22 protein-coding genes are annotated in these 24,427 nt (G+C 72.6%); 7 read left to right on the forward strand and 15 right to left on the reverse strand.

Annotated features, from left to right (window positions below; genetic code table 11):
- Window positions 1–72 precede the first annotated feature (72 nt).
- Entirely contained in the window at window positions 73–945 is an 873-nt protein-coding gene (locus ABZ374_RS04685; RefSeq protein ID WP_360306113.1) for an AIM24 family protein, read from the forward strand.
- A 57-nt stretch (window positions 946–1,002) separates the two neighbouring features.
- Here the strand turns inward: ABZ374_RS04685 and ABZ374_RS04690 are convergent, their stop codons facing one another.
- The 3 genes from ABZ374_RS04690 to ABZ374_RS04700 form a co-directional block, all read right to left on the reverse strand.
- Window positions 1,003–1,860 carry a thioesterase family protein gene (locus ABZ374_RS04690; RefSeq protein WP_360306115.1) on the reverse strand — a complete coding sequence of 286 codons (858 nt, stop codon included), beginning with the start codon at window positions 1,858–1,860 and terminating at the stop codon, window positions 1,003–1,005.
- Between the two features lie 111 nt (window positions 1,861–1,971).
- Window positions 1,972–2,400, reverse strand: coding sequence for a proteasome activator (locus ABZ374_RS04695; protein ID WP_360306117.1), 429 nt, complete (start codon window positions 2,398–2,400; stop codon window positions 1,972–1,974).
- Window positions 2,401–2,444: 44 nt separating this feature from the next.
- Window positions 2,445–2,771, reverse strand: a complete 327-nt coding sequence (locus tag ABZ374_RS04700) for a hypothetical protein (protein WP_360306119.1) — start codon at window positions 2,769–2,771, stop codon at window positions 2,445–2,447.
- 255 nt (window positions 2,772–3,026) lie between these two features.
- On the opposite strand from ABZ374_RS04700, the gene ABZ374_RS04705 reads away from it, so the two are divergent.
- Window positions 3,027–3,623 (forward strand): PadR family transcriptional regulator, encoded by a 597-nt coding sequence (locus ABZ374_RS04705; protein ID WP_360306121.1) that lies wholly within the window; start codon window positions 3,027–3,029, stop codon window positions 3,621–3,623.
- Between the two features lie 152 nt (window positions 3,624–3,775).
- On the opposite strand, the gene ABZ374_RS04710 is transcribed toward ABZ374_RS04705, so the two are convergent.
- The 3 genes from ABZ374_RS04710 to ABZ374_RS04720 all read right to left on the reverse strand — a co-directional run bounded on the left by ABZ374_RS04710 (window position 3,776) and on the right by ABZ374_RS04720 (window position 7,064).
- Window positions 3,776–5,152, reverse strand: coding sequence for an SDR family oxidoreductase (locus ABZ374_RS04710; protein WP_360306123.1), 1,377 nt, complete (start codon window positions 5,150–5,152; stop codon window positions 3,776–3,778).
- A gap of 253 nt (window positions 5,153–5,405) precedes the next feature.
- A complete protein-coding gene (locus ABZ374_RS04715; protein WP_360306125.1) occupies window positions 5,406–6,398 on the reverse strand; it encodes a 2-dehydropantoate 2-reductase in 993 nt (330 codons plus the stop codon).
- 144 nt (window positions 6,399–6,542) lie between these two features.
- Entirely contained in the window at window positions 6,543–7,064 is a 522-nt protein-coding gene (locus tag ABZ374_RS04720; RefSeq protein WP_360306127.1) for a GNAT family N-acetyltransferase, read from the reverse strand.
- 300 nt (window positions 7,065–7,364) lie between these two features.
- Between ABZ374_RS04720 and ABZ374_RS04725 the strand changes: the two genes are divergently transcribed.
- Window positions 7,365–8,579 carry a pyridoxal phosphate-dependent aminotransferase gene (locus ABZ374_RS04725; protein ID WP_360306449.1) on the forward strand — a complete coding sequence of 405 codons (1,215 nt, stop codon included), beginning with the start codon at window positions 7,365–7,367 and terminating at the stop codon, window positions 8,577–8,579.
- 62 nt (window positions 8,580–8,641) lie between these two features.
- On the opposite strand, the gene ABZ374_RS04730 is transcribed toward ABZ374_RS04725, so the two are convergent.
- On the reverse strand, window positions 8,642–9,559 hold the full coding sequence (locus tag ABZ374_RS04730; RefSeq protein ID WP_360306129.1) for an LLM class F420-dependent oxidoreductase: 918 nt from the start codon (window positions 9,557–9,559) through the stop codon (window positions 8,642–8,644).
- A 53-nt stretch (window positions 9,560–9,612) separates the two neighbouring features.
- A complete protein-coding gene (locus ABZ374_RS04735) occupies window positions 9,613–10,563 on the reverse strand; it encodes a glutamate ABC transporter substrate-binding protein (protein WP_360306131.1) in 951 nt (316 codons plus the stop codon).
- Window positions 10,564–10,756: 193 nt separating this feature from the next.
- Between ABZ374_RS04735 and gdhA the strand changes: the two genes are divergently transcribed.
- Window positions 10,757–12,118: an NADP-specific glutamate dehydrogenase gene (gene gdhA / locus ABZ374_RS04740; protein ID WP_360306133.1), complete on the forward strand. Its 1,362-nt coding sequence runs from the start codon at window positions 10,757–10,759 to the stop codon at window positions 12,116–12,118.
- Window positions 12,119–12,154: 36 nt separating this feature from the next.
- Here the strand turns inward: gdhA and ABZ374_RS04745 are convergent, their stop codons facing one another.
- Window positions 12,155–12,649, reverse strand: coding sequence for a GNAT family N-acetyltransferase (locus ABZ374_RS04745; protein ID WP_360306135.1), 495 nt, complete (start codon window positions 12,647–12,649; stop codon window positions 12,155–12,157).
- Window positions 12,650–13,020: 371 nt separating this feature from the next.
- Here ABZ374_RS04745 and ABZ374_RS04750 point away from each other — a divergent pair, with 371 nt between their 5' ends.
- Both ABZ374_RS04750 and ABZ374_RS04755 read left to right on the forward strand, forming a co-directional pair.
- The gene (locus ABZ374_RS04750; RefSeq protein ID WP_360306137.1) at window positions 13,021–13,404 is read left to right on the forward strand and encodes an RNHCP domain-containing protein; all 384 of its coding nucleotides are present in this window, start codon (window positions 13,021–13,023) and stop codon (window positions 13,402–13,404) included.
- A gap of 2 nt (window positions 13,405–13,406) precedes the next feature.
- Window positions 13,407–13,814 (forward strand): RNHCP domain-containing protein, encoded by a 408-nt coding sequence (locus ABZ374_RS04755; RefSeq protein WP_360306139.1) that lies wholly within the window; start codon window positions 13,407–13,409, stop codon window positions 13,812–13,814.
- 54 nt (window positions 13,815–13,868) lie between these two features.
- Here ABZ374_RS04755 and ABZ374_RS04760 read toward each other — a convergent pair whose 3' ends face one another.
- Together ABZ374_RS04760 and ABZ374_RS04765 are read right to left on the reverse strand one after the other, a co-directional pair.
- Entirely contained in the window at window positions 13,869–14,639 is a 771-nt protein-coding gene (locus ABZ374_RS04760; RefSeq protein ID WP_360306141.1) for a siderophore-interacting protein, read from the reverse strand.
- Window positions 14,636–16,048, reverse strand: a complete 1,413-nt coding sequence (locus ABZ374_RS04765) for an MFS transporter (RefSeq protein WP_360306452.1) — start codon at window positions 16,046–16,048, stop codon at window positions 14,636–14,638. The genes ABZ374_RS04760 and ABZ374_RS04765 overlap by 4 nt, the downstream gene beginning before the upstream one ends.
- A gap of 211 nt (window positions 16,049–16,259) precedes the next feature.
- Between ABZ374_RS04765 and ABZ374_RS04770 the strand changes: the two genes are divergently transcribed.
- A complete protein-coding gene (locus ABZ374_RS04770; RefSeq protein WP_360306143.1) occupies window positions 16,260–17,171 on the forward strand; it encodes a LysR family transcriptional regulator in 912 nt (303 codons plus the stop codon).
- A 62-nt stretch (window positions 17,172–17,233) separates the two neighbouring features.
- Here ABZ374_RS04770 and ABZ374_RS04775 read toward each other — a convergent pair whose 3' ends face one another.
- The 4 genes from ABZ374_RS04775 to ABZ374_RS04790 all read right to left on the reverse strand — a co-directional run bounded on the left by ABZ374_RS04775 (window position 17,234) and on the right by ABZ374_RS04790 (window position 24,332).
- Window positions 17,234–17,686 (reverse strand): VOC family protein, encoded by a 453-nt coding sequence (locus tag ABZ374_RS04775; protein WP_360306145.1) that lies wholly within the window; start codon window positions 17,684–17,686, stop codon window positions 17,234–17,236.
- Window positions 17,687–17,849: 163 nt separating this feature from the next.
- Window positions 17,850–18,647 carry a PhzF family phenazine biosynthesis isomerase gene (locus ABZ374_RS04780; protein WP_360306147.1) on the reverse strand — a complete coding sequence of 266 codons (798 nt, stop codon included), beginning with the start codon at window positions 18,645–18,647 and terminating at the stop codon, window positions 17,850–17,852.
- Between the two features lie 5 nt (window positions 18,648–18,652).
- Window positions 18,653–22,375: a vWA domain-containing protein gene (locus tag ABZ374_RS04785; RefSeq protein WP_360306149.1), complete on the reverse strand. Its 3,723-nt coding sequence runs from the start codon at window positions 22,373–22,375 to the stop codon at window positions 18,653–18,655.
- Between the two features lie 61 nt (window positions 22,376–22,436).
- Complete coding sequence (locus tag ABZ374_RS04790) at window positions 22,437–24,332, reverse strand: vWA domain-containing protein (RefSeq protein ID WP_360306151.1); 1,896 nt, start codon at window positions 24,330–24,332, stop codon at window positions 22,437–22,439.
- Window positions 24,333–24,427 lie beyond the last annotated feature (95 nt).

Here is a 24,427-nt window from a genome sequence, read left to right on the forward strand (position 1 = left end):
GGAATCATGGTCTGGTCACACGTACCAGGTGCCAACCGCACCCATGCCGTTGCCGGATCCGTCGGAGACCTCGTGCAGAGTCCGTTGTTCAACCACACGCTGCGCCAGTCCGCAGAGCGCTACAGCCTGCAGAACGCGCACATGCTCCGGGTACTGCTGGCCCCGGAGGTGGGCACCGAGGTACTCGCCCGCAAGGGCGCGATGGTGGCCTACCAGGGAAGCGTGCAATTCGAGGGGGCGTTCCAGACCGCCGCCGAGATCCGCACCGGCGCGCTGACCGGCGACATGCTGGACCTGATGCGCTGCCACGGACACGGCACGGTCTACCTGGCCAATCAGGCACAGAGCATCCACATCCTGAATCTGCACAACGAGTCGCTGATCGTCGAGGACGAGAACGTCCTGGCCCTGGACAACACGCTGAACTGGAGCGTCGTACAGATCGACGCGGGCTACAACGTGGGCGGCATGGGCGCCTATTCGATGCAGATCGGCGGCACCGGCAAGATCGTGATCACCACGTCCGGCGCGCCGCTGGTCCTGCGCGCGTCCCACGATCGCGAGGTGTTCGCGGACGCCGACGCGGTGATCGCCTGGACCGCCGGCCTGCAGACCAGCCTTCAGGCGCAGGCCACGTCCTCGCGGATCTGGCGCCGGCGCCGACAGACCGGCGAAGGCTGGACGATGGCCTTCACCGGCGAGGGCTACGTGGTGGTCCAGCCCAGCGAGATCCTGCCGGTGAACCTGACCGCGATGGACGGGAACCGCTTCGTGGGCATGGGTCGGGACGGCTTCCAGAACAACACCTGGGCCGGCCCCGGCGGCCCGCACGGCGCACCGCCCCCGCCGCCCGGCCCGGGTGGGCCATACGGCGGCCCCGGCCCCTACGGCCCCGGCCCCCAGGGCCCGTACGGTCCGCCCGGGCCGTACGGCCCACCCCGCTGATCCCTGCGCCCAGGCGTCGGCCGGGCCCCGCGTCGGCGGGCACCCGGCCCACCCCTCCTACCGCGCCCGCGGCCGAGGCGCCCGCGCCAACTGCCGCGACTGCGCGACCAGTCGGTCCGCCGAATCCCACACCTCGCCGTCCTCCTCCAGGTAGCCGCCGGCCAGGTTGCGCGTGGTCAGCGACACCCGCAGCCACCCCGGCACCGGCCGGGCCCGCACATGCACGGTCAACTCCACGGTCGGCACCCAGCCGCGCAGGCCCAGATCGAACGCGGTCGGCGGCAGCGCGTCGACCGCGAGCAACAACGCGAGCGGGTCCGGGTCGCGGCCGTCCGCGAGCCGCCACCAGGCGCGCACCTCACCGCGTCCGGACGGCTTCCCGGTCAGCCAGCCGGCCGCCGCCGGATCGAGCAGTTGCTCGGTGCGGTCCATGAACGTGCTGCGCCGGATCGGCGCCACATCGGAAAAGCTCGCGGCGCACTGCTCGGGCGAGGGCAGTTCCGGCGGCCGGGCGGTGGTGTGCACCTGCGGATCCAACCCGGCCAGATCGCCGTAGGTGGCGGTCACCTGGACCCGGCTCTCGCCGTCCTGCACGATCCGGGCGGTGCCGGTGCTGAGCGTGCGTCCGGTGCGCAATACCTCCGTACGCACCTCGGCGGGCCCCGGATGCGACGTGGTCAGGTAGTGCGCGGTGATCGTGAACGGGTCCGGATGCGGCAGGGCCGCGCCGAGCGCGCGGCCGGCGAGGGCGAGCAGGTAACCGCCGTTGAGGCCCATGCCGAACGCCCAGTCCGGCGAGAGCGTGGTGTCGTAGACGCCCGACGCGTCCGGGCGCGGAACGCACCTGGTGTCCCGATCGAGTTCATGGAGCGGCGCGGCGACCGGCCCGGTCTCGGCGGATGCCTGTTCGGTCATGGTGACGACTCCACGGGTGCTCGACTGACGAACAATCAGCTTGGCACAGTCATGGATCCGGCCGGCCGGCGCGTCCACCGGCCGGCGACCGCGCGCTCGGACCGGCCCCGCTCACAGATACGAGCCGTCGTCCTCCCCGCCCGGAAACCCGTGCGGTGGCCCCACCTCGGCGTTGTTCCGCAACATCAGGGTCAACCGGATGCCGCCCCACAACCCTTCCAACCAGCCGATCAACTGCGCGTGCACGATCCGTAGTTCCCCCACGCTCGGCGCGTCGCCGTCGGCGAACGGCCGGGTCAGGCGCGCCAGTTCCTCGTACAGGTCGGGCGCGAGCGATCGCCGCAGCTCGGGCAGCGAGCGCTCGTAGACGGTGCGCACCCGGCCTCGGCCGGACTCGTCCAGCGGCGCGTCCCGCAGTTCCTCCAGAAGGTGGCGAATCATCTCGGCGACGCGCATCACGCGGTCGGGCGCCGGCACGAGTTCGCCGAGTGGACGCCGGTCGTCCCCGTCGTGGGTGGTGGTGACAATCGGATCAACCATGCGCCGCGCCTACCCGGCGCGGAAGCCGGAAAACCGCCGGGGGGTCAGCCCCGGGCCCGCGAGGCGGGCGGAGCGGACGGTCCGGACGGCCCCGGATCGCACTCGCGCACCGGCGGGGTGTGCTCGTCGGGCAGCGGGTGCGCACGCGCCTCGTCGTCCTCGGCGGCCGGCTCGGCCGCCGGCCGCTCACCCCCGCGCAGCGGCGGAATCGGGTCCCCTTCCGATGCCTGCGCCACCGTCGGCGCCCCGACCGCCCGGGCGTCGGCGGCCCGCTCCGCCCGCGCCCGCGCCTTGGCCGCCCGCAGCACCACGATCACGCCCGCGAGGAACAGCAGGTATGCGACCGCGCCCACCACCAACCAGGTCCACACAGCCCTCTCCCCACGCCAGTCGATCACCAAGAGCTATCAACCGAAATCTACCCGTAGGCAAGGCCCGCCCAACGCGTCTCGTGCGTCCGCCTCGTGCGGGTTCCGTGGAGAACCCGCGCAGATCGCCGTTCACGCCACCGCCGGCCCGGCCGAACGCACCGCACCTCGCTTGCTTGCGAAAGAAGCACTCCCGATATATCGTTGAGCCATCGCGAACGATCGCGATACACACACAAGATCAACAAGGAGAAACTCATGCACCGCAGCAAGGGACGCCCCCCGTGGGGCGCGGAAGGACGAGACCGCCCGGCCTTCGGCCCGTGGGGCCCGCCCGGCCCCGGCCCGTGGGGACGCGGGCACGGCCGCGGCGGACCGGAGGGACGCGGTCGCGGCCGCGGGCGCGGTCGCGCCCGACGCGGCGACGTACGAGCCTCGATCCTGGCTCTGCTCACCGAACGGCCGATGCACGGCTACGAAATGATCCAGGAGATCGGCGAGCGCACCGGTGGCGTGTGGAAGCCCAGCCCCGGTTCGGTCTACCCGACCCTCCAGCTCCTGGAGGACGAGGGCGTGATCGAGGGCGTCGAGGGCAGCGGCCGCAAGCTGTTCACCCTCACCGACGCCGGTCGCGAGGAGGCCGCCGCACTCCCCGAGGGCACCAAGCCCTGGGACGAGGCCAGCCGGGGCGTCGACTTCGAGGCGGTCCACGACCTGCGCTCGGCGATGCACGGCATCGGCGACGCGCTGCGCCAGCTCATGATGAACGGCACCGAGGCGCAGCGGGCCAAGGCCCTGGAGGTCGTCAACGACACCCGCAAGCGGCTCTACCTGATCCTGGCCGAGGCCGACTGATGTGGGTCGCCCGGATCACCGACCACCGGCTGCGGTTCGGCACCTCCGTGCCGAGCCGCAGGCCGGTGCCGCAGCAGGTGCCCCGGTAGTCGAGACCGACCACCGGGGCACCCTCCCGCCACCGTCGAACCCGACCGTGGCAACTCCCCCGATCACCAGGGCGCGACCCGATAGTCCTTGAGGAAGCACCCGAACACCGGCTCGCCCCGCTCCCCGCGCACGATGGGGTCGTACACCCGGGCCGCGCCGTCGACGATGTCCAACGGCGTGCGGAACCCGGCGGCCGCGACCCGCGCCTTGCCCGGGAGCGGCTTCTCGTCGGTGATCCAGCCCGTGTCCACGCTGCTCAGGTACACGCCGTGGGCGGCCAGATCCTCGGCGCTGGTTCGGGTCAGCATGTTCAACGCGGCCTTGGCCATGTTCGTGTGCGGATGCCCGGGCGACTTGTACGCCCGCCCGAACTGGCCCTCCACCGCCGACACGTTGACGATGTAGCGCCGCTCGCGCGCACTCGCGCGCAGCAGCGGCAGCAGCCGGCCGACCAGCACGAACGGCGCCGTGACGTTGACGAGTTGCACTTCCAGCAGTTCCACCGGATCCACCTCGTCGACCCGTTTGGACCACGAGTTGGCGACGGCCCGGTCGGGAATCAGCCCCGCCGCGTCCGGCTCGACCCGAGCCGGCTCCGCGCCCGGCGGCGTCCCGGCCGGGTCCCACCCGTCGGCGGGCCACCGGTCGAGCGCGAACGACCCGGCCCCGGACGCGAACTCGAACGCGCCCGGCCCCAGCGCGGCCCGCTCCGCCGCCAACAACGGCGCGTACGCCGACGCCGGTCGACGGATCGTCTGCGCCGCGTTGTTGACCAGGATGTCGAGCGGGCGCCCCTCGGCCACCAGTCGATCGCACCACGCCACCAGGCCGCCGAGGTCGCGCAGGTCGATCGCGTGCACGTGCAGTCGATGCGCCCACGCGTCGTGGTCCGGCGCGGCGGCGAACCGCTCGTGCGTGTCGTGCGGGAAGCGCGACGTCACGATCACCTCCGCGCCGTCGCGCAGCAGTTTGAGCACCAGCTCGTGGCCGATCTTGACCCGGCCGCCGGTGACCAGCGCCCGTCGCCCGATCAGGTCGGTGCGCGCGTGGCGTCGTTGCCGATTCTCCACCGCGCACGCGGGGCACAGCCGGTGGTAGAAACCGTCGACCCGCCGGTAGGGCTGCTTGCAGACGTAGCAGCGCAGGCCCATCTCGACCACGCCCACGCACGAGGGCAGTCCGGTGTCGTCCAGCGCACGGTCCTCGATCCGGTCGGCGGCGCCCAGCGCGGTGCGCTCGGTCACCTCGGTGCGCTCCCGGGTGCGCAGCGCGCGCTGCTCGGCCCGGCGGCGATGGCGCCCGGAACGCACGAAGGACGCGAGCGCCTGCTCGATCCGTCGCCGCTCGGGTGCCTCCGGAGCCAGGTCCGACAGCGCGCCGAGGACGGCGAGGCAGTCCTCGAGGGATGGCGAGTCGGCGCGGGTGTCCGGGTCGTTCATGAGGTTCCCCCGAGGGACGTGCGGCGGATCCGGCGGCCGGCCCTATGGCTCCGCGGGATCCGCGAAGCGGGCGTCAACCGGGTGCACTTGCGGCTCCCATCGGTGTACTCCCTTCGCGGGCGGATCATGGGCGCGCTGCCGACGAAGCGTCGGGTCGGCACGTCGGCGGTTCGCCGACGGATCGTCAGGTTAGCGAGCGGCCGACCCGGCGGTCACCGGCTTTTCCCCGCGCTCCCGCGCTCCCCGGCCGCGCTCAGGCTTCCCGACGGGGCTGGTCCCGACCGTCCACGACGGCGCGCAGCAGGTCGAGTTCGGACACCGAGCCGGGTTCGCCGCCGACCGCCACCAGTCGGTTCGCGGCGCGTTGCAGCTCCGCGTTGACCGGGGTCGGCACGCCGTGCAGCCGGCCGAGCCGAACGATCTCGCCGTTGAGGTAGTCGGTCTCGATGCCGCCGGTGTGGCGGTACAGGCTCTGCCAGGACGAGCCGCCCGGCCGCCGTTCGCCGCGCACCGGGCGCACCTGCACGAGCGCGCTCACCGGCGCGAACTCGGCGTGGATGCCGGCCGAGAAGAGCACCGTACGGGCCTCGTCCATGGCCAGTCGGTCCAGGTTCCCGCCGCGCGCGTTCGGGCCGCACAGCGCCTCGACCGCGTTGCCCAGGTTGGTCACCAGCTTGCCGTACTTGTACGCGGTGATGTCCTCGTACACCTCGGAGCCGTAGCCGGCGCCGGACAGGACACGTGACACCTGGGCCGCGAACGCGTCCCGACCGCGCGGATGGCGGCCGATGTCGAGCACCCCCGTCACCGGCGACGAGTAGGTGCGCACCACGCCCGGTTCGAGGAAGGCGGTCGGGCACGCGACCAGCACGCCGTACACGTTCGCGAACAGGCGCAGCGCGGTGTCCTCGTTGCTCACCCCGTTCTGGGCGCACAGGATCGGCACTCGCGAATCGGCGTATCGGGCCAGCTCGCGCAGCGCGCCGGCGGTGTCCTGGGACTTCACGCACAACACCACCGCGTGCACCCGGGCCCAGTCCACGAGCGAATCCAACGTGGCGATGTCGGTCACCGCGTCGAGCCGCACCACGTCCTCGCGGTCCGGGGACTGGACCCGCAGCCCGTGCGCGCGGATGGCGTCGACGTGGGCGCGTCGGCCCACCAGGTGCACGTCGTGCCCCGCCTGCGCGAGGCGAGCACCGAGGACGCTGCCGATTGCCCCGGCCCCCAGGACTACAAATCGCATGGCCGATCCCTCCCCGACACGAGAGGCCATCCAAACACGTCCCGGCAGCGCCGTGGGGCCCGCGAGGCCGGCGGTTTCCGGCCGGCGGCGCGGCTCGTCACGCGCGGGCGAGGCGGTGGGTGCGGCGGTGGGTGCGGCTCGTGGTCAGGTCGACGCCCACGCCGGCACGTACCCACCGCCTCGTTGTCCGGACCCGGACCCGCCGGACGGCGCCGGTACACGGCGTGCCGCGGGAACGTGTCGAATGGACGTGTGCGGCTCGCCGTCCACGACGGTGCGCCCGCCGCGCGGTTCGAAGCCGCGCCGGGTGAACCAGTCCGCGCTGCGCGCGTACACGTCGGAGATCACCGGGCGCGGGCCCGCCAGGACCAGGGCGTGTCGCACCAGGACGGTGGCGTGTCCCTGTCTGCGGTGCGACAACAACGTGCACACGCGACCCATCCGCAACAGGCCGTCCCCCTCCTCGGTCAGGCGCAGCGTGGACACCGCCACCCCGTCCTGTTCCGCCCACAGGTGCGCGGTACCGGGTTCGATGTCACGGCCGTCGGGATCGAGCCAGGGCTGCCGGCGTGCGACCACGAATACCCGGCTGCGCAGCGACAACAGCCGATACAGACTCGCGGCGTCGATTTCGCCCGCAGTTCCGTAGAAGTACGACACGTCCATATGCGGCAGGGTGGCACCGCGAGCGCGCCGTCGGGTGATTTGGATCTGCCACGCGGGCAACGCGCGGATGAACTCTTGTCGTCCAACCGGCAGCGTCCCGAGCCGGTGCCGGCCCCGTCCCGAACGGGTACCGGGTGATCCACGTGGCAAATATCCCACTGCGTCACGGCCCCCGGGCGTGGAAGACTCGCGGGGTCGCCCGCCCACACCGTGCACCCGAGGATCGCGCGGGCGATTGCCCTGCGAGGAGGAGATATCCAGGTGAGCGTCGAAGAGTTGTCGCAGCCACAACATCGTCCGTTGCCCGAGGTGCGCCAATCGGGGAAGCTCGCGGACGTCTGTTACGACATCCGCGGCCCGGTCCTCGACGAGGCGAAACGCCTGGAGGACGAGGGGCACCGGATCCTCAAGCTGAACATCGGCAACCCGGCCCCGTTCGGCTTCGAGGCACCCGACGAGATCCTGCACGACATGATCCGCAACCTGCCGACCGCGCAGGGTTACTCGGACTCCAAGGGCGTGTTGTCCGCCCGCCGAGCGGTGGTGCAGCACTATCAGACCCGCGGCATCGAGGGTGTCGACGTCGACGACGTCTACCTGGGCAACGGCGTGTCCGAGCTGATCGTGATGGCTCTGCAGGCGCTGTTGAACAACGGCGACGAGGTGCTCGTGCCGATGCCGGACTACCCGCTGTGGACGGCCGCGGTGAGCCTGTCCGGCGGTTCGCCGGTGCACTATCTGTGCGACGAGGGTGCGGAGTGGTACCCCGACCTCGACGACATCGCGGCCAAGATCACCGACCGCACCCGCGCGATCGTGGTGATCAATCCGAACAACCCGACCGGCTCGGTCTACCCGAAGCCGATCCTGGAAGGCATCGTCGATCTCGCCCGCCGGCACGGACTCCTCCTCCTCGCCGACGAGATCTACGACAAGATCCTCTACGACGACGCCGTGCACATCCCGCTGGCCTCGCTCGCGCCGGACCTGCTGTGCCTGACCTTCAACGGCCTGTCCAAGGCATACCGGGTGGCCGGCTTCCGCTCCGGCTGGCTGCTGCTGTCCGGTCCCAAGCGGCACGCGGCCAGTTACATCGAGGGCCTGAACATCCTGGCCAACATGCGCCTGTGCGCGAACGTGCCCTCGCAGCACGCGATCGCCACCGCGCTGGGCGGCTACCAGAGCATCAACGACCTGATCCTGCCCGGCGGCCGGTTGCACGCCCAGCGCGACGCCGCGTACGAGGCGCTGATCTCGATCCCGGGGGTGACCTGCGTCAAGCCCAAGGGGGCGTTGTACGCGTTCCCGCGGATCGACCCGGACGTGTGCAAGATCGTCGACGACGAGAAGTTCGTCTTCGACCTGCTCCAGAGCCGGCGGATCCTGGTCGTGCAGGGCACCGGATTCAACTGGCACCAGCCGGACCACTTCCGGGTGGTGACGCTCCCCCAGGTCGAGGACCTGACCGACGCGATCACCCGGATCGGCGACTTCATCGGCTCCTACAGCCAGTGAGCCGCGGGGCGTTTCCCGCCCCCGCACGGGCCCGGCGTCGCATCGGCGCCGGGCCCGCCCGCTCAGCCCAGGAGCGGGCGCACGGCCAACTTCCTGACGTGCGGCACGACCAGCTCGCCGAACGCGGCGGTCTGCTCCAGGTACCGCGCCCGCGACGTGGCCGGCAACGTCAGCGTCACCCCGGTCACCCCGGCCGCGGCCTGCTCGGTCAGGTCGGCGACGATCGCCTCGTGATCGATGCCGTCGCCGTCGAACATGCTCATCCCGCGCGGCATGAAGGTGACGTCGATCGGATCGGTACGGCCCACCGAGGCCGCGTACTCGCGGGCGTAGTCCAGCCGCGCCGCCAGGTCGGCCAGCGTCTCCAGACCCGGGGTCTTGAGGTACTTGGACGCGCCCGCCGGGGCCGGCATCGGCAGCCAGCCGTCGCACAGGTCCACCACCCGGCGGATCGCCCGCTTGCTGTTGCCGCCCACCCAGATCGGGATCCGCGGCTGCGCCGGGCGCGGGCGCATGGTGTTGCCGCCCACGCTCTCCCCGGTCCACGCCGCGCGCATCGCCCGCAGCGCGTCGTCCAGCACGTCGTTGCGGTTCGCGTAGTCGGCGCCCAGCGCGGCGAACTCCGGCTCCAGGTAGCCCGCACCCACGCCCAGGATCACCCGGCCGCCGGACAGCGCGTCCAGCGAGGAGATCATTTTCGCGGACAGGTACGGATTGCGGTACGCCGGTACGAACAGGTTGGTGTGCAGCCGCAGCCGGGTGGTGGCCGCCGCCGCGAAGGACAGCGTGACCATCGGGTCGAGCGTGTGATGGCCGCCGTGGGCGAGCCACTGGTCGCCGGGGAACGGATGGTCGGTGGTGAAGACCGCGTCGAACCCGGCGGACTCGGCCGCGCGGGACATCTCCATCACGGCCTCGGCGCTGATCAGATCGGCGCCGGCCTCCACCAGGTGTGTGGGCAGTCCGAGCGAAAGGAACATGGCGGCAACGTAGCAGCGACCTGACGCATCGTCAGTAACCGCTGCCACAAAGGTCATCCGCCGTAGCTGGTGGTCGGCGGCTTGGCCGCGCCCAGGGCCGCGCGCAGCCACTTGTCGTAGAGCGCCTGCCACTGACCGTTGCTCTTCACCTGCTCCAGCACGCCGTTGAGGAAGCGCAGGAAATCGGTCTGCCCCTTGGGTATCGCGATGCCCTTGACCTCCTCCACCGCGGTCGGCCCGACCACCTCCAGCCACGGGTCCTGCTCGCGCAGGCTCTCCAGGAGCGACGCGTTGGTGTACGCCGCCGCCACCCGGCCCTCCTGGAGCGCGACCAGGCAGTCGGTGCGGTCCGCGACCGCGTACACCCGGGCCTTGGACTCGGCCACCCGACGCTCGGGCGTGGTGTTCGAGGACACACACACGTACTTGCCGGCCAGATCGGCCAGGCTCGTCACCTTCGTGCCCTTGGGCACCAGGAAACGCAGCGCGTCGTCCAGGTACACGCCGGAGAATTCCACCTGTTGGCGGCGCTCGCAGGTGATGGTCATCGCGTCCACGACCATGTCCACCTCGCCGCCGACCAGGACGTCGATCCGGCGGCCCGGCGGGATGGTCACGAACCGAATCCGGTCGGCGTCGCCGAAGATCGCCTTGGCCACCTCTCGGGCCAGGTCTATGTCGAAGCCCTCCAGCGCCCCGGTGCTCGGGTTGCGTGCGGCGAACATCCGGGTGTTCTGGTCCACGCCGACCACCAGCCGACCCCGGTCCTGGATCGCCCGCATCGTCGAACCGGCCGGCATCGCGCCCGCCCGGCCCGGCGTGGTCGGCGTCAGGCTCCGACTGGGGTCGCACGGCGGCGCCGGGACCGGGGGCGCGAGCACCGGATCGGGCACACCCACCTCGATCGGGCTGTATCGGGCCGGCGGCTCGGACCGCGGGTCGGTCCCGGCCGAGCCCCCCATCCCGCACGCGGCCGTCAGGAGCACGAGGGTCAGGGCCGCCACTCGACGTGACGCTGCATCAAATCTTTTGGGCCACACGGGATGCAGCATCGCAGGTGGGGGTTCCGCAGGAATGAGGGCGTTCCCTCATCCCGACGCGCGGGGCCGGCTGCGACCGTCCGGGGCCGCGGGGCGGATAGCGTGACCCCGCACGCGATCGCCCGCGACGCGCCCGTCGACGGAAGGACAACCACCCATGAGTCCCCAGACATTCGCCGAGCTGACCGGCCCGGCGGCAAGGACCTTCGACGAGGTGCTGCGCCGCAACCCCGGCGAGCCCGAGTTCCACCAGGCGGTGCACGAGGTGTTGGAGAGCCTCGCCGCGGCGCTGACCAGGCGTCCCGAACTCGCCGACGCGGCGCTCCTGGAGCGGCTCGTGGAGCCCGAACGCCAGGTGTTGTTCCGGGTGCCGTGGACCGACGACTCCGGACGGGTGCGGGTCAACCGCGGCTTTCGGATCGAGTTCAACGGCGCGCTCGGGCCGTACAAGGGTGGGCTGCGCTTCCATCCCTCGGTCAACCTGAGCGTGGTCAAGTTCCTCGGCTTCGAACAGATCTTCAAGAACGCCCTCACCGGGCTGGGCATCGGCGGCGGCAAGGGCGGTTCGGACTTCGATCCGAAGGGCCGCTCGGACGCCGAGGTGATGCGCTTTTGCCAGTCGTTCATGACCGAGCTGTACCGGCACCTGGGCGAGCACACCGACGTGCCGGCGGGCGACATCGGGGTCGGCGGGCGGGAGATCGGCTACCTGTTCGGCCAGTACCGGCGGATCACCAACCGGTACGAGTCCGGCGTGCTCACCGGCAAGGGCCTGGGCTGGGGCGGGTCGCAGGTGCGCACCGAGGCGACCGGCTACGGCTGCGTGTACTTCCTGGCCGAGATGTTGCGGGTGCGCGGCGACGACCTGGTCGATCGCCGTGCGGTGGTCTCCGGTTCGGGCAACGTGTCGATCTTCGCCATCGAGAAGGCCCGCGAACTCGGCGCCCGGGTCGTGGCGGCGTCCGACTCGGCCGGCTACATCGTCGACGACAAGGGCATCGACCTGGACCTGCTCAAGGAGATCAAGCTGGAGCGGCGCGGGCGGATCGCGGAATACGCGGACCGGGTGCCGCACGCGCGCTACGTGTCCGGCGGCTCGGTCTGGGAGGTCCCGTGTGACGTCGCGCTGCCCTGTGCGACGCAGAACGAGCTCTCCGGTGCGGCTGCCACGCACCTGGTCAAGCACGGTCTGATGGCGGTCGCCGAGGGTGCCAACATGCCGTGCACACCGGACGCGGTGCACGTCTTCCAGGCGGCGGGCGTGCCGTTCGCCCCGGGCAAGGCGGCGAACGCGGGCGGCGTGGCCACCTCGGCGCTGGAGATGGCGCAGAACGCCGCGCGCACGTCGTGGAGCTTCGCCGACACCGACGCCCGACTGGGCGCGATCATGCGCGACATCCACGCCACGTGCCTGGAGACGGCCGCCGAGCACGGCCACGAGGGCGACTACGTGTTGGGCGCCAACGTGGCCGGCTTCCTGCGGGTCACCGAGGCGATGACCGCCTTCGGCGTGGTGTGACCGGGTAGTCCCCGCTTCGTTGCCCTCGCTCGACGGTCAGTGCCGGTCGGGCGAGGGCTCCGCGCCGACCGTGCGGCGGAACACCTGGCGCGAGCCGCCCTCCGGACCCGGCTCGGCCGGTTCGGCGGCGACGAAACCGAGCGACGCGTAGAACGCGCGGGAACCACCCTCGATCGCACCGGGGTGGTCCGCCCCGAAGGTGATCAACTCGATGCTGCCCGGCCCGCGCACATAGCGCCGCGTGGCCTGCGCCATCAGCGCCCGGCCCACACCGCGGCCCCGGGCGGCCGCGGAGACCACCAGCCAGTGCACGTGATGCACCGGCGGTTCGACGCCGAAGAGCAGGCCGCCGAGCAACCCGGGCCGCCCCGCGTCCTCCCGGACCACGAGTGCCAGGCCGGCCGCGATGTGTGCGTCCAGTGCGGCGTGGAAGCCGGGCTCGTCCACCATCGGCCCGAACCAGTGCTCCACCTCGGCGGCCAGGGTCAGGAAGCCGGGCCGGTCGGCCTCGTGTGCGAGTGCGACGATCATCGGAGCAGTCTGGCAGTGCCGATCGCGCGACCGGACGGTGCGGGCCGCACCTCGCAGCGCCGCCCGGGACCGGGCGAAAAGCGTTGGCCGGGTCGCCGCACCCGCTGTTACGTTCGACGGGTCACGTCCGCTCAGCGCGGACGTCCACCCCTTTCCGAAATCAGGTGTTGATGCCCGTGACCGCGCCGAGCGCGCCTCATCCGACCGCGGCCGGATCCGGCGTCGGGAATCCTCCCGACCGCCGCTGATCCCCCGGTGGGCCCACCGACCCGTCCGCGTTTACTGCGGCGGGCCGTGTGCACGGCCCCTCCCGAGAGCGCTCGGCGCTTCCTTGCTGCCTTTGCTTCCGCCTCCGGCAAGGAGATTTCCGAGTGTCCACCGCCAACCACAACTCCGGTAGACAGCACACCGTCCCACCGCGTACCGACACCTTCGACTGTGTCCGCTGCGGCCTCACCGTGACCACGGTCGACCCCGCCGGCGGCCGGCGCAACCACTGCCCGAGCTGCCTGCACTCGCGGCACGTCCTCGACCGGGTGGAGGGCGGCCCGTCCGAATGCCTGGCGCGGATGTCGCCGATCTCGATCGCGGTGTTGCGCAGCGGCGACTGGATGGTCGTGCATCGGTGCATCCTGTGCGACGAACTGACCTCGAACGCGATCGCGCCGGACGACAATCAGCTCATCCTGATCCGGATGGCCGTCCGGCCACTGGCCCACCCCCCGTTCCCGCTCGAAGTGTTCGGGGAGTGGTGACGATGGCCCGACGCAAACCGGCGGGTCGGCGCCCGCAGCGGTACAAGGACGTCACGCACCGGCGGACCGGGCGCGGCGACGCCTTCCGCTGCGTGGGTTGTCGGCTCGACGTACCGTTGCTCGCGCCCGGCACGGCGCATCGCAACCACTGTCCGCACTGCCTCACCAGCCTGCACCTCGATCGCCGCGTCCCGGGCGATCGGGCGGCCGACTGCCGGGGTCGCATGAGCGTGCTCAGCATGTCCGTTCGGGCGGACGGCGAGTGGCAGCTGATCCACCAGTGCCAGTCCTGCGGGGTGCTGGGCGCGAACCGGATCGCGGGCGACGACAACCCGCTCGCGCTGATCCGGCTGGCGATGCGGCCGCTGACCGATCCGACCCGCCCGATCCGCGCGTTGCTCACGCTGTGACAGGACCGGGTGCCGGTCGAGTCGACGTCGACTCGACCGGTGCCCGGGCCGCCGTCAGTCCATCCCGGTTCGACCCGGGGACCAGAAGGGCTTGGTGAGCACCGAGCGGCGGTCCCAGCCGTGGTCGGCGACGAGCCGGTCGCGGACCAGCTTGACCGTCTTCGCCTCCCCCGCCACATAGGCGATGCCGGGTGTCGCCGGCAGCGCCAGCCGGCCGACCGCCTCGGCCAGCGGCGCCGAGGACGCCGCCGACGCGGTGCCTCGGGTCAGCCAGGTGAGCCGCTCGGCGTGCGGAATCGGCAGCCGGTCGGCCTCGGTCGCGGTCTCGATCACCCCGTACACGTTCACCGCCGGACCCACCGCCGCGATCATCGCGCCCAGGGCCACCGACGCGGTCTCCTCACCGACGAACACGTGGTACGGCGCGTCCGGCCGCAGCACGAAGCCGCCCTCGGGCCGGCCGAACCGCACCCGGTCGCCGGGCCGCGCCGCCCGACCCCACGCGGCTCCCGGCCCGGGGCCGCCGTCGTGGTCCAGCACGCACAGGTCCAGCGTCCCGGCCGTCGAGTCGTTGCCCCACACCGAGTAGGTGCGCAGCAGATTGCCCGCGCCCTGCCGCCAACCGGCCATCGTGAGCACGTCGTTCACATGCACCCGGACCTGTTGCCCGGGCCGGCAGGTCAGTCCGCGCAGCGCGTCGTCGCCGATCCGGATCCGCCGCATCCGGGCCGCGATCTCCTCGGTCTCCACGATCGTGCCGGTCAGGAACACCCGGTCCAGCAGTCGGCCCACCGGCCCGCGCCGCCGACTCGTCACCCCACTCACGCCGCACCGCCCGAGCCCGCCGGGGTGGCGAGGGCACCCGCTCGGTCCCGATAGCCCCTGGCGACCACCGCCGTGGCCACCAGCAGCAGGCCGCCGACGACCAGGAAGCCCACCGACATCGCGTCGGTGAACGAGTCCACGACGCGGGCGTGCTCCGCGCCCCGGGTGCCGGACAGTGCCGCGGCCGGTCGGCCGGAGAATCGCACGGCCAAAACGGTGCCGAACACCGCGACCCCCAACGCGGCGCCGATCTCGCGCGCGGCAGTGTTCAGTCCCGAGCCCAACCCGGCCTGATGAGGCGGGAGTTCGGAGACCACCCCGAAGGAGAGCGCGGGCGCGCACAGCCCCATGCCGGCGGACAGGATCAACAGGTACCCGGCGTACACCGCGTACGGGGTGTGTGCGTCCACACTCGCCATGCACAACAGCCCGATCCCGATCAGACTCAACCCGAACACCACCAACGCACGTGTGCCGTAGCGCTGTTGGGCCTTGACCGCGACCTTGGGCGCGAGCGCCATGCCGATCGTCAGCGGAACGATGGCGAAGCCGGTGCGCAGCGCCGAGAAGCCCTTCACGTATTGCAGGTACTGGGCGTTGATGAAGAACAGCGAGAACAGCCCGAAGAAGCTCGCGCCGATCCCGAGCACACCGGCACGCAACTTGGCGGACTTGAACACGCGCGGGTCGAGCAGCGGGTGTTCCGCGCGCAACGCGTGCAGCACGAAGCCGGCCAGCAGCAGGCCGCCGAGCGCGAAGCCGCCGAGCACATGAGCGGAACCCCAGCCGAACTCCGGGCCCTCGATGATCCCGTACAACACCGCGACCAGGCCGGTGACCAGCAGTGCGGATCCGATCGGGTCGAGCGCGGCCGGGTGGGTCGCGGTCCGCGGGGTCACCCACTGCACGAGCACGGCGAGCACCGCGGCGAGCGGGACCATGATCCAGAACAGGCCCTGCCAGGGCAGGTATTCCTGGACCAGGCCGCCGCCCACGTTGCCGAGCAGACCACCCAGGCCGACCGCCAGGGTCCAGGACGCCATCGCCTGCGGCCGGCGTTCGGCGGGGAAGACGTGCATCAGGATGGACATGGTCGCGGGCATGATCAGCGCGGCGCCCGCGCCGGAGACACCGCGACCGACGATCAGCGTGGCCGAGTTCGTGGCGAGCGCGCTGACCACGGCGCCGGCGGCGAACACACCGAGCCCGGCGAGCAGCGCGCCCTTGCGGCCGTAGCGGTCGCCCAGCGCGCCGGCGGGAATGAGCAGTCCGGCGAAGACGATCACGTACGCGTCGACGATCCACAGGATGTTGTCGGCGGACGGATGCAGCCCGGACGCGGCCAGTTGCGGGATGGCCAGGTTGATCGCGGCGACCATGCTCTGCGCGACCAGCACGCAGGCGCACATCGCGATCAGTACGGCGCGCGACGCGCCGGCGCGGTCGGGTTCGGCGCGGTCGGCGCGAGGCGCCGACGTGGCCGGGACGGTCGTGGACATGGGTCCCCCCAGGAGGAGCCGACTGACGAGGAAGAGAGGTGATGCGGGGACTGCGTGTCCGGACCTCTTCACCGTAGGGTGGAGCGTCGATTGACTCCAGTGCATGTTTTGCATGGGAAGGATGCGCGTGACGCAATCGGGGCTGGATCTCAACCTGCTCACCGCGCTGGACGCGCTCCTGGAGGAGTGCAGCGTCTCCGGCGCGGCGCAGCGCATGCACCTGTCCGAACCCGCGATGAGCCGTACCCTCGGCCGGATCCGCAAGGCGCTGGGCGATCCGATCCTGGTCCGGGCCGGCCGCTCGATGGTGCCCACTCCCCACGCGCTGGCCATCCGGGCCGAGGTGCGCATCATCGTGGAGCGCGCCCGGACCCTGTTCACCACCGCCCGCGAGGTGGATCTGCGCACCCTGTCCCGCACCTTCACCGTGCTCTCGCACGACGCCTTCACCGCGGCGCGCGGCGCGCTGCTGTTCGCGCGAGCGGCCCGGGAGGCACCCGGGGTGCGACTGAAGTTCCTCGCGGAGAGCCACGTGGACACCCCGGCGCTGCGCGAGGGGGTCGCCGACCTGGAGGTGGGCGTGATCGACACCGTCTCGCCGGAGGTGCATACCGAGCACCTCTTCGACGACCGCATGGTCGCGTGCGTCCGGGTCGGTCACCCGCTGCTGAACGGTCGGTGCACCCCCGAGCGGTTCGCCGCCGCCGAGCACCTGATCGTCTCGCGCCGGGGCAAGCTGCACGGACCGATCGACGCCGCGCTCGCCGAACTGGGGCTGACCCGCCGGGTGGTGGGCACCGTACCGACCTTCCCGTCCTCGCTGTTCGTGCTGCGCGCCGGCGACCTGGTCGGCCTGATCGCGGGCCAACTCGCCACGATGGTCGAGGAGGTGGGGCTGCGCACCTTCGAGGTGCCGCTGGACCTGCCGCCGCTGCCGATGGGCCTGGCCTGGCATCCGCGCAACAACGCCGATCCCGGGCACGCGTGGCTGCGCGAGTGTATGCGCGACGTGATGACGCGGCCGGCCGGGTGAACGTGCGGCCCCGTGCGGGTCGGCCGGCAAGCTTCACCGGCGCCGGCCGCGGCCGGTACGGGTCAGCCTTCGAGCTTCATCAGTTCCACCCGGGTCCCGTCCGGGTCGGCCAGGAAGACCAGCTCGGTCGAGCCGGTTTCGCCGGGCAGACTGGCCCGCGTGTCGGGCAGCAGCGTGCCGCCGTGCTCGACCAGGCGAGCCGCGGCGGCGTCCACGTCCTCGACGATGAAGGACAGGTGGGTCAGCCCGAGCTGATTGCGTCGCCGCGACGGCGCGCCCAGCGGGTCCGGCGAGGCGTAGTGCAGCAATTCCACGACCATGCCCGCCTTGGCGATCATCTGCGACACCAGGCGCACATCCCCCTCGACCTCCAGGGTGTGGGCGACCTCGTTGCCCACGTCGTAGCGCGTCACCGGGGCGAAGCCCAGGCCGTCGCAGTAGAACCGCAGGGACCGGTCCAGATCGGTGACGCACAGACCCAGGTGGGACGCGTTGTAGCTGATGGCCTCGGACATGGTGCGACTCCCGGCTCTACTGACGGCGCGTCAGATCGGTTGGTGTCCGCACGCTAGCAACGGCGGGCCCAATGATCCACCGCCGTTTTCCACCGACCCACGCGGCGCCGAGCCGCGCCGCCGACCCGCCCGGACCCGACCCCGACCCCGACCCGCGCCCGACTCAGTCGGCGACCAGGTCGCCCTCCAGCACCGTGACCGCCCGTCCGGACAACCGCACCCGGTCGCCGACCAACTCCACGCCGACCGTGCCGCCGCGCGCCGACAGTTGCGCGCCGGTCAGCCGCCTGCGGTCCAGCCGCGGCGCCCAGTACGGTCCGAGCACACAGTGCGCCGACCCGGTGACCGGGTCCTCGGCGATGCCCACCGAGGGCGCGAACACCCGCGAGACGAAGTCGGCCCGGCCCTCCCCCGCGGCGGTGACGATCAGTGCCCGGTACGGCAGCGTGGCGACCAGCTCCAGGTCGGGGTCCACCGCCCGCACCACCGCCTCGGACGCCACCTCCACCAGCAGATCGTCACCGCCGGCGGCCACCCGGACCGGCTCGACCCCCAGCGCCAGGCCCAGTTCGGCCGGCACCGGCACCTCGCGCGGCGGCAGCGCGGGGAAGTCCAGGAGCACGCCGTCGCTGTCCAGGGTCGCGGTGAGCACCCCGCTGCGGGTCGCGAAGCGGATCCGTGAAGTACTCGCCGGGCCCTGGCCGAACAACACGTGCGCGGTCGCCAGCGTCGCGTGCCCACACAGGTCCACCTCGGTCAGCGGGGTGAACCAGCGCAGCGCGAAGTCCGCGTCCACACCCGCCGCCGGCACCGCGAACGCGGTCTCGGAATGCCGCAGCTCGGCCGCGACCGACTGCATCCAGGCGACGTCGTCGGCATGCGCGGAATCGGGCAGACACACGCCCGCCGGATTGCCGCGGAACGGTCGATCGGTGAACGCGTCCACGATGAAGATCCGCATGACGCTCACGCTACCGGGCGGCGACGAACACGAGGGCGAACCCACGACCACCCGAACCACACGACGCCACCGAACGCGAGCGTGCCCAGGCCCACCAACAGCCACGGCCACCAGCTCACGTCCACCCGTTCGTCGCCCCGATAGAGCAGATCCTCGCCGGACACCTCCGGCCGCAGTTCGAGCCGGGTGTTCGGGAGGTGCTCCTTGAACGACTCGGCCAGCGGCGAGTGCACCTCGCCGACCACCCGCGCCCTGGCCTCGTAGTGGCCCGCGTCCGCCCACATGCCGTCGGTGCGATGTGTGCGCGCGGCGAGGTTGACCGAGAAGTAGACGGGTACGCCCGGCGCCAACAGCGGCGCACCGTCCTTGAGGCCGACCACCCCCACCCCGTCCACCCGCAACCGGGTGACCTGGAGCGGGACCCGGGCCGTGGTCGCCACCAGCCGCAGGCACAACTCGCGGCCCGAGGACAGGTCGAGCCGGGTGTTCGGCGGCACCGGTTGGAACGTCCGGCAGTCCAGCGCGTCCGGCTGCTCGGCCGGCGGCCGCAACCAGGTCGCCTGCACGCCCCGATCCTTGTCCGCCGCCACGATCCGGGCGGCGCTGCGCAGTTGCAGGCCGGTACGGGCCTGGGCCAGGCCGGCGCCCGGGTCGGCCGGGTTGTCGCGCAGGACACGCGTGTCCGGCAACACCCGCTGCAGGGCCGGTCCCGCGCTGCTGTCGCTCGCCAACGGAATCGCGAAGCCCGCGACCGTGCGGCCCTCCTCGCCGAGCCGGTCGAAGTCCTTGCGCAGGTCCGGGCCGACCGCGTCGCGGGCCGCGTCCGAGAGCAGCAGTACCCCGTTCACCGAGTTCGGCGCGGACGTGCGCAGCACGGTCAGCGCCCGGTCGAGCGCCGCGTGCAGATCGGCGGGTTCCGGCGCCCGATTCGCCGGCGGGGCGCCCGCCGGGTCGCCCTCCGACGCGGCACCGGCCTGCGGGGCGGGCAACCGGGCAGCCATCGCGACCGGATCGGCGACCGGTTCGAGGCCGTTGCCGTACTCGGTCGCGGTGGTGTCGAAGCTGATCAGCGAGACCCGATCGGAGGGGGAGAGCCGGCCCAGGAACGTGGTCGTCGCGCTCTTGACCGCGGCGTAGCGGCCGGTGCGCCTCATCGACTCCGAGGCATCCACCAGGATCACGTAGTTCGCCCCCTCCCGATCGGCGCCCAGGCTCGCGATCAGCCGCTCGGCGCCGTACGGATCGGGTGGTTCGGCGGCGATCGCCGAGGCCGGCCGGCCGACCGCCGCGGCGTCGTGCGCGGGGGCCGCGGCCCACAGCGCGAGCAGGGTCAACACCACCGCGACGGCGAGCGCGCGCGGCCCCTCGCCGTGTTTGAGCGCGGCCCGCAGTTGTTTCAGGTGGCGGCGGAACGCGTCGAACTCGTCCTGTTCGCGCTCGACGATCAGCAGTGCGGCCTCCGGCCCCCAACTGTGCGCGGCGATCAGCACCCGGATCGCCCGCAGTTCCTCGCGGGCCCGGGCCGAGGTCGGTCCGCGGGCGGTCAGTTCGCGTTCCAGGTGGGGCAGCAGCAGGTCGCGTTCGCGGTCGCTCGCGCCCTGCCACCAGCGACCGACCTCGTGCACGTACAGGTCACGGCGCGCCCGGGCCGGGCCGTCGACGATCTCGCCCGCCCATACCCGGGCCGCCGCGTCGGCGTCCGCCCCGCGCAGCGCGTCGCGGAACCAGCCGCTCGCGGCGCGCGCGGCCAGTTCCGGGCGGGCCCGGGCGACCGCCGCCCACCACGCGTTGTCCAGCCCGGGCAGTTCGGCGAGGCGGGCGTCCGCGAGCACCGCGTCCGCGACCGCGGCGGTGACCGCCGGATCGCCGGCCCGGACCAGTTCGCCGAGCAGTTCGGCGGTGACCGGCACGGCACGCAGCAACGCGGCGATCCAGCCGGCGAACCGCCCCCGGGCGACCGGCTCGTGCCGCAGCGCCAGCAGGTCCGCCGCGACGTACGGCCCGTCCGCGGGCGGGCCGCCCAGCGCGAGCCGCAGCACGTCGGCGCGTACCCGGGCCGCGACCGGGGCTCCGGCACCCAACGGGGTCTCCAGGAGTGCGGCCAGGCCCTGGGCGGCCGAATCCGCACGGCGGTCGGTGAGCGGGACCAGCGTCGGCCACAGGTCGTGCAGGACGGCGGCGATCGTGGCGGGGTCGGTATGCCCGGCCACCCGCAGGGTGAACACCGCCTCGGCACTGGGTATCTCGGCCGTCCGCAACCGCTCGCCCGCCAACAGCGCGTACGGCGCGAGCCATTCGGGCGCGCGGTCGTCCCACGGCCGGATCACCTCCAGCCACGCGCGCAGATCCGTGCCCGAGGTGTCCAGGAGTCGGCGCAACACCACCGGGTGGTTCCACAGCGCGTCGTAGAGCGCGGGCACGTCCGTGGTCGGCGTCGGGCCCAGCAGTCGGCACAGGTCGGCGACCAGCGCCTCCGGCGAGACCGAATCGGCATCGGCCCGGCCGGCGCCGTCCGTCGCCGGGTCCGGGCCCCGCGAGTCCGGGCCCCGCGAGGCCCGCAGCGCGGTGCCGGCGGGCGGGGTCGCACCGGCCAGTAGCGGTGGGACCGGGCCGAGCAGGACGTGCACCAGCCGATCCCCCCGGCCCGCCGCCACGGCCGTGTTCCAGCCGACCGCCAATCCCGCCGGCCGGGCCCGCAGCGCGGCGGCCATGTCCCGGGTCACCTCGTCGCCGTCCTCCGCCCGCCAACGCTCGGCGATCGGCGCGGCCAACGTGGTGTCCCCGCTCAACAACCGGTCCAGGATCGACGCGGGGCGGACCGCCACCGCCGGTGCCCGCGCCGCGGCGGCACCCACGAACTCCGCGGCCGAGCGCCGCCCGTCGGCGCCCTCGCCGTCCCCGGCGGCCCGGGCACCCGCCTCGGCGAGCAACCCGAGCAGGTGGTCCCCGGCGGCGGGCGTGCCGGGTTCGTGCAGCGTCGCGAGCGCGGCGATCAGCGGGTCGAGCCCCACCCGGCGGCGCAGCGTGGTCAGTTCGCCCAGGTAGGCACGGGCCGCGGGCAGGTCGGGCAGGTCGGGCATGCCGTCCAGGGCGACCCGCACGGTGCCGGGCGCGGGCACCCGGCCGAAGGCCAATCGGGGTCGCAGTCGCCCGGTGGCGCCCATCGAGGTCGCGAAGCGCAGCCCGGCGCGGCAGCCGTACGGCAACAACGCGGCCACCCGGTCCAGGAGTTCCAGCCGACCCCGGGTGTCCAGGCGCTCCGCGCCGGTGATCACCACCGGGCCGGCCAGGACCGCGGCCGCGACACCCGCGAGCCATTCGAAGTCGCCCGCCCGGACGCCGACCTCGGCCGGCGAACCGGGCAGCCGCACCCGCAGCGGTCGCTCCCGGTCGGTGGGCAGTTCGATGCCGCGAAAGGCGAGCCACAGTGTGGTGTAGCCGGCCGCGGCGGCGGCGATCTCGGCGTACGGCGCGGTGAAGTAGCGAACCCCGTCCGTATCGCGCAGGGTCATCGCGACGAACGGGTCCTCGCGTCCGGTACTGGTCAGGCCCACCCACCCGGGCGGCGCGTATTCGTCGAGGGTGGGTCGCACCAGCCGCTCGAAGTGTGCCCGCCGTTCCGGCCCCGCGCTGCACGCCGGCACCCGACCGTCGTGGTACCAGGCCCAATGCGCCCGCAGCGTGCCCGCGGTCTCGCGGGGGCGGTCGTGTCGGTCGGTCGCGTCCACGTGGGCCCTTCTGTGCGCGGGGTGCCGGTCGGGATCGGGAGTCGGTCCGCCCGCCGGGGGTTCAGCCGGGCGGGCGGGGCGGTCGGTGGATCGCTTGCCGGTCCGGTTTCGGTTGTTCCCCGGGAATGGTCGTCGTGATCCTCTCGCGTTCCCCGTTCTGCGGATCCTCGGCCCGGGCACAACCCTGCGGCTCCGGGGTCGGCGAGTCGTCCTCGGCCCGGGCCGAGGGCTCCGGCTCCGCGCCGTACGGACCCGACTCGGCCCGGCGGACGGACGTCGGCTCGGTCGGCACGTCGTCCCCGGTCCGGATGCCTGCGCCGGCCGTTTCGTAAAGCAGCGGATCCGTGTGCTCCACCGGCCTCGGTCGGCTGCGCACCCGAACGCACACGCCGTACAGCATGGTGCTCTCGCCGATCCGCAGCCGGCGCCGGGACGTGCTCGTTCGGCCCTCGTGTTCGTGTCGTGCGGTGATCGTCACCCCGCGACCGGCTCGGGGCCGGCGTCCTCGGGCCACGAAGGACGTGGTCGCGCCCTGGAGCAGTGGGTGGTTGTGTCGCCACTCGTGGCGCATGCCGCGGAGCCGGCGCGTGGCGGCCTCGGGGAACCGATACGACTCCTTGTAGTCCAGGGTCAGTTCGATGGACACGTCCTTGGGGAACAGCCGCCAGAACGTGGTCGCCGCCGCGGCGGTGAGCGCGAGCCCCACCGCGAGCCAGACCCAGATCGACCAGTCGACCGAACCACGCACGGCGCCGGTGTAGGCGAGCCCGCCACCGCGCAGTCGGGACACCACGTACGGACCGTCGGCCTGCAGGAGATCGGCGAACTCGGCGGCCTGCGTGGCCGACACGGTGCCGAGCAAAGTGGCCTCGGCCTCGTATCCGGTCGAGGTGGCGAACGCATCGGATCGGGTGCGATCGTGGGCTCGGAGTGTGACCGGGACATGGGCCGGGATGCCCGGTTCCAACGTGATCGAGGTCGGCAGTCCGCTGTTCAGGGCCGGGTCGTCGATCTGCAGACCGGAGACGGTCACCCGGATGTGCAGCGCGCTCGACGTCAGGGTCAGACACAGCGTGGTGGGCCGGGACAGATCGACCCGTTGCACCGGGGCGGGAGCGGCACCCGCACAGGCGGCCGCATCGGGACGCACGCCGCGCACGGGTACCGGCCCGGGTCCGAACTCGGCCCGGACCGTCGCGCCCTGATCCACCCTGATCAGCGCGACGCCCTTGCGCTTGCGCGCGTCGTGTTCGAGGTCGCGCAGTCGGGCGGCCTGTTGGCTGACCGTGCCGCTGAGCGTCTGCGCCTTGGGCAACACCTCGGCGATCAGGTCGACGCCGCGGGCGTTCTCGCCGAGCGGCAGCGCGTAGGCGGCGATCGGACCGCGCTCCTCGACCGCCTTCGCGTACTCCTGCCGCAGGGTGGTCCAGCCGGGGGACTTGGCGTTCGCGAAGTCCGGATTGCCCGGCGCGTACAACTGGGCGTCGGTGAGCACCACGATCGCGGTGGGCGGCAGGTATCCGGCCGTGCGTCGCTTGTCGGCGGCGATGATCTCGGACACCGACACCATCGCGGCGCCGAAGTCGCTCTCCGTGTCGTTCGGCTTGGGCAGTTTGGCCAGGAAGTCGGCGATCGCGGCGGCGCCCTGGGGGGCCGTGGTCAGCGGCAGATGGGTCGTCGTCTTCGCGCCGAACCTGATCACCGAGATCCGGTCGTGGGCGGGCATCGCCAGCAGGAAGTCCTTCAGGGCCGCCTTGGCCGCGTCGTAGTTGCCGTCGTCGAGCATCGAGGTGGAGACGTCGAGCACGACGTAGAAATCGGCCGGTTGGCTGTCCGCGCCCAACTCGTCGAGCAGGCGGCCGGTGGCCACCACCGGGTCGGCGGTCCGCGGATCGTCGGCCCGGCGGGCCGCGGGTGTGGCGGGCGCGCACAGCAGCACGAGCAGGAGGGCGAGCACGAGGGCGAGCGGACCGGGCCGGGACGGTCGGGCCCGACCCTCGGTTCGAACGGCGTGGCTCGACGCGGGCCGGGGTATCGACGAGGATGTGGCTG

This window comes from Embleya sp. NPDC005971 (assembly GCF_040629175.1).
Classification (GTDB): Bacteria; Actinomycetota; Actinomycetes; order Streptomycetales; family Streptomycetaceae; genus Embleya.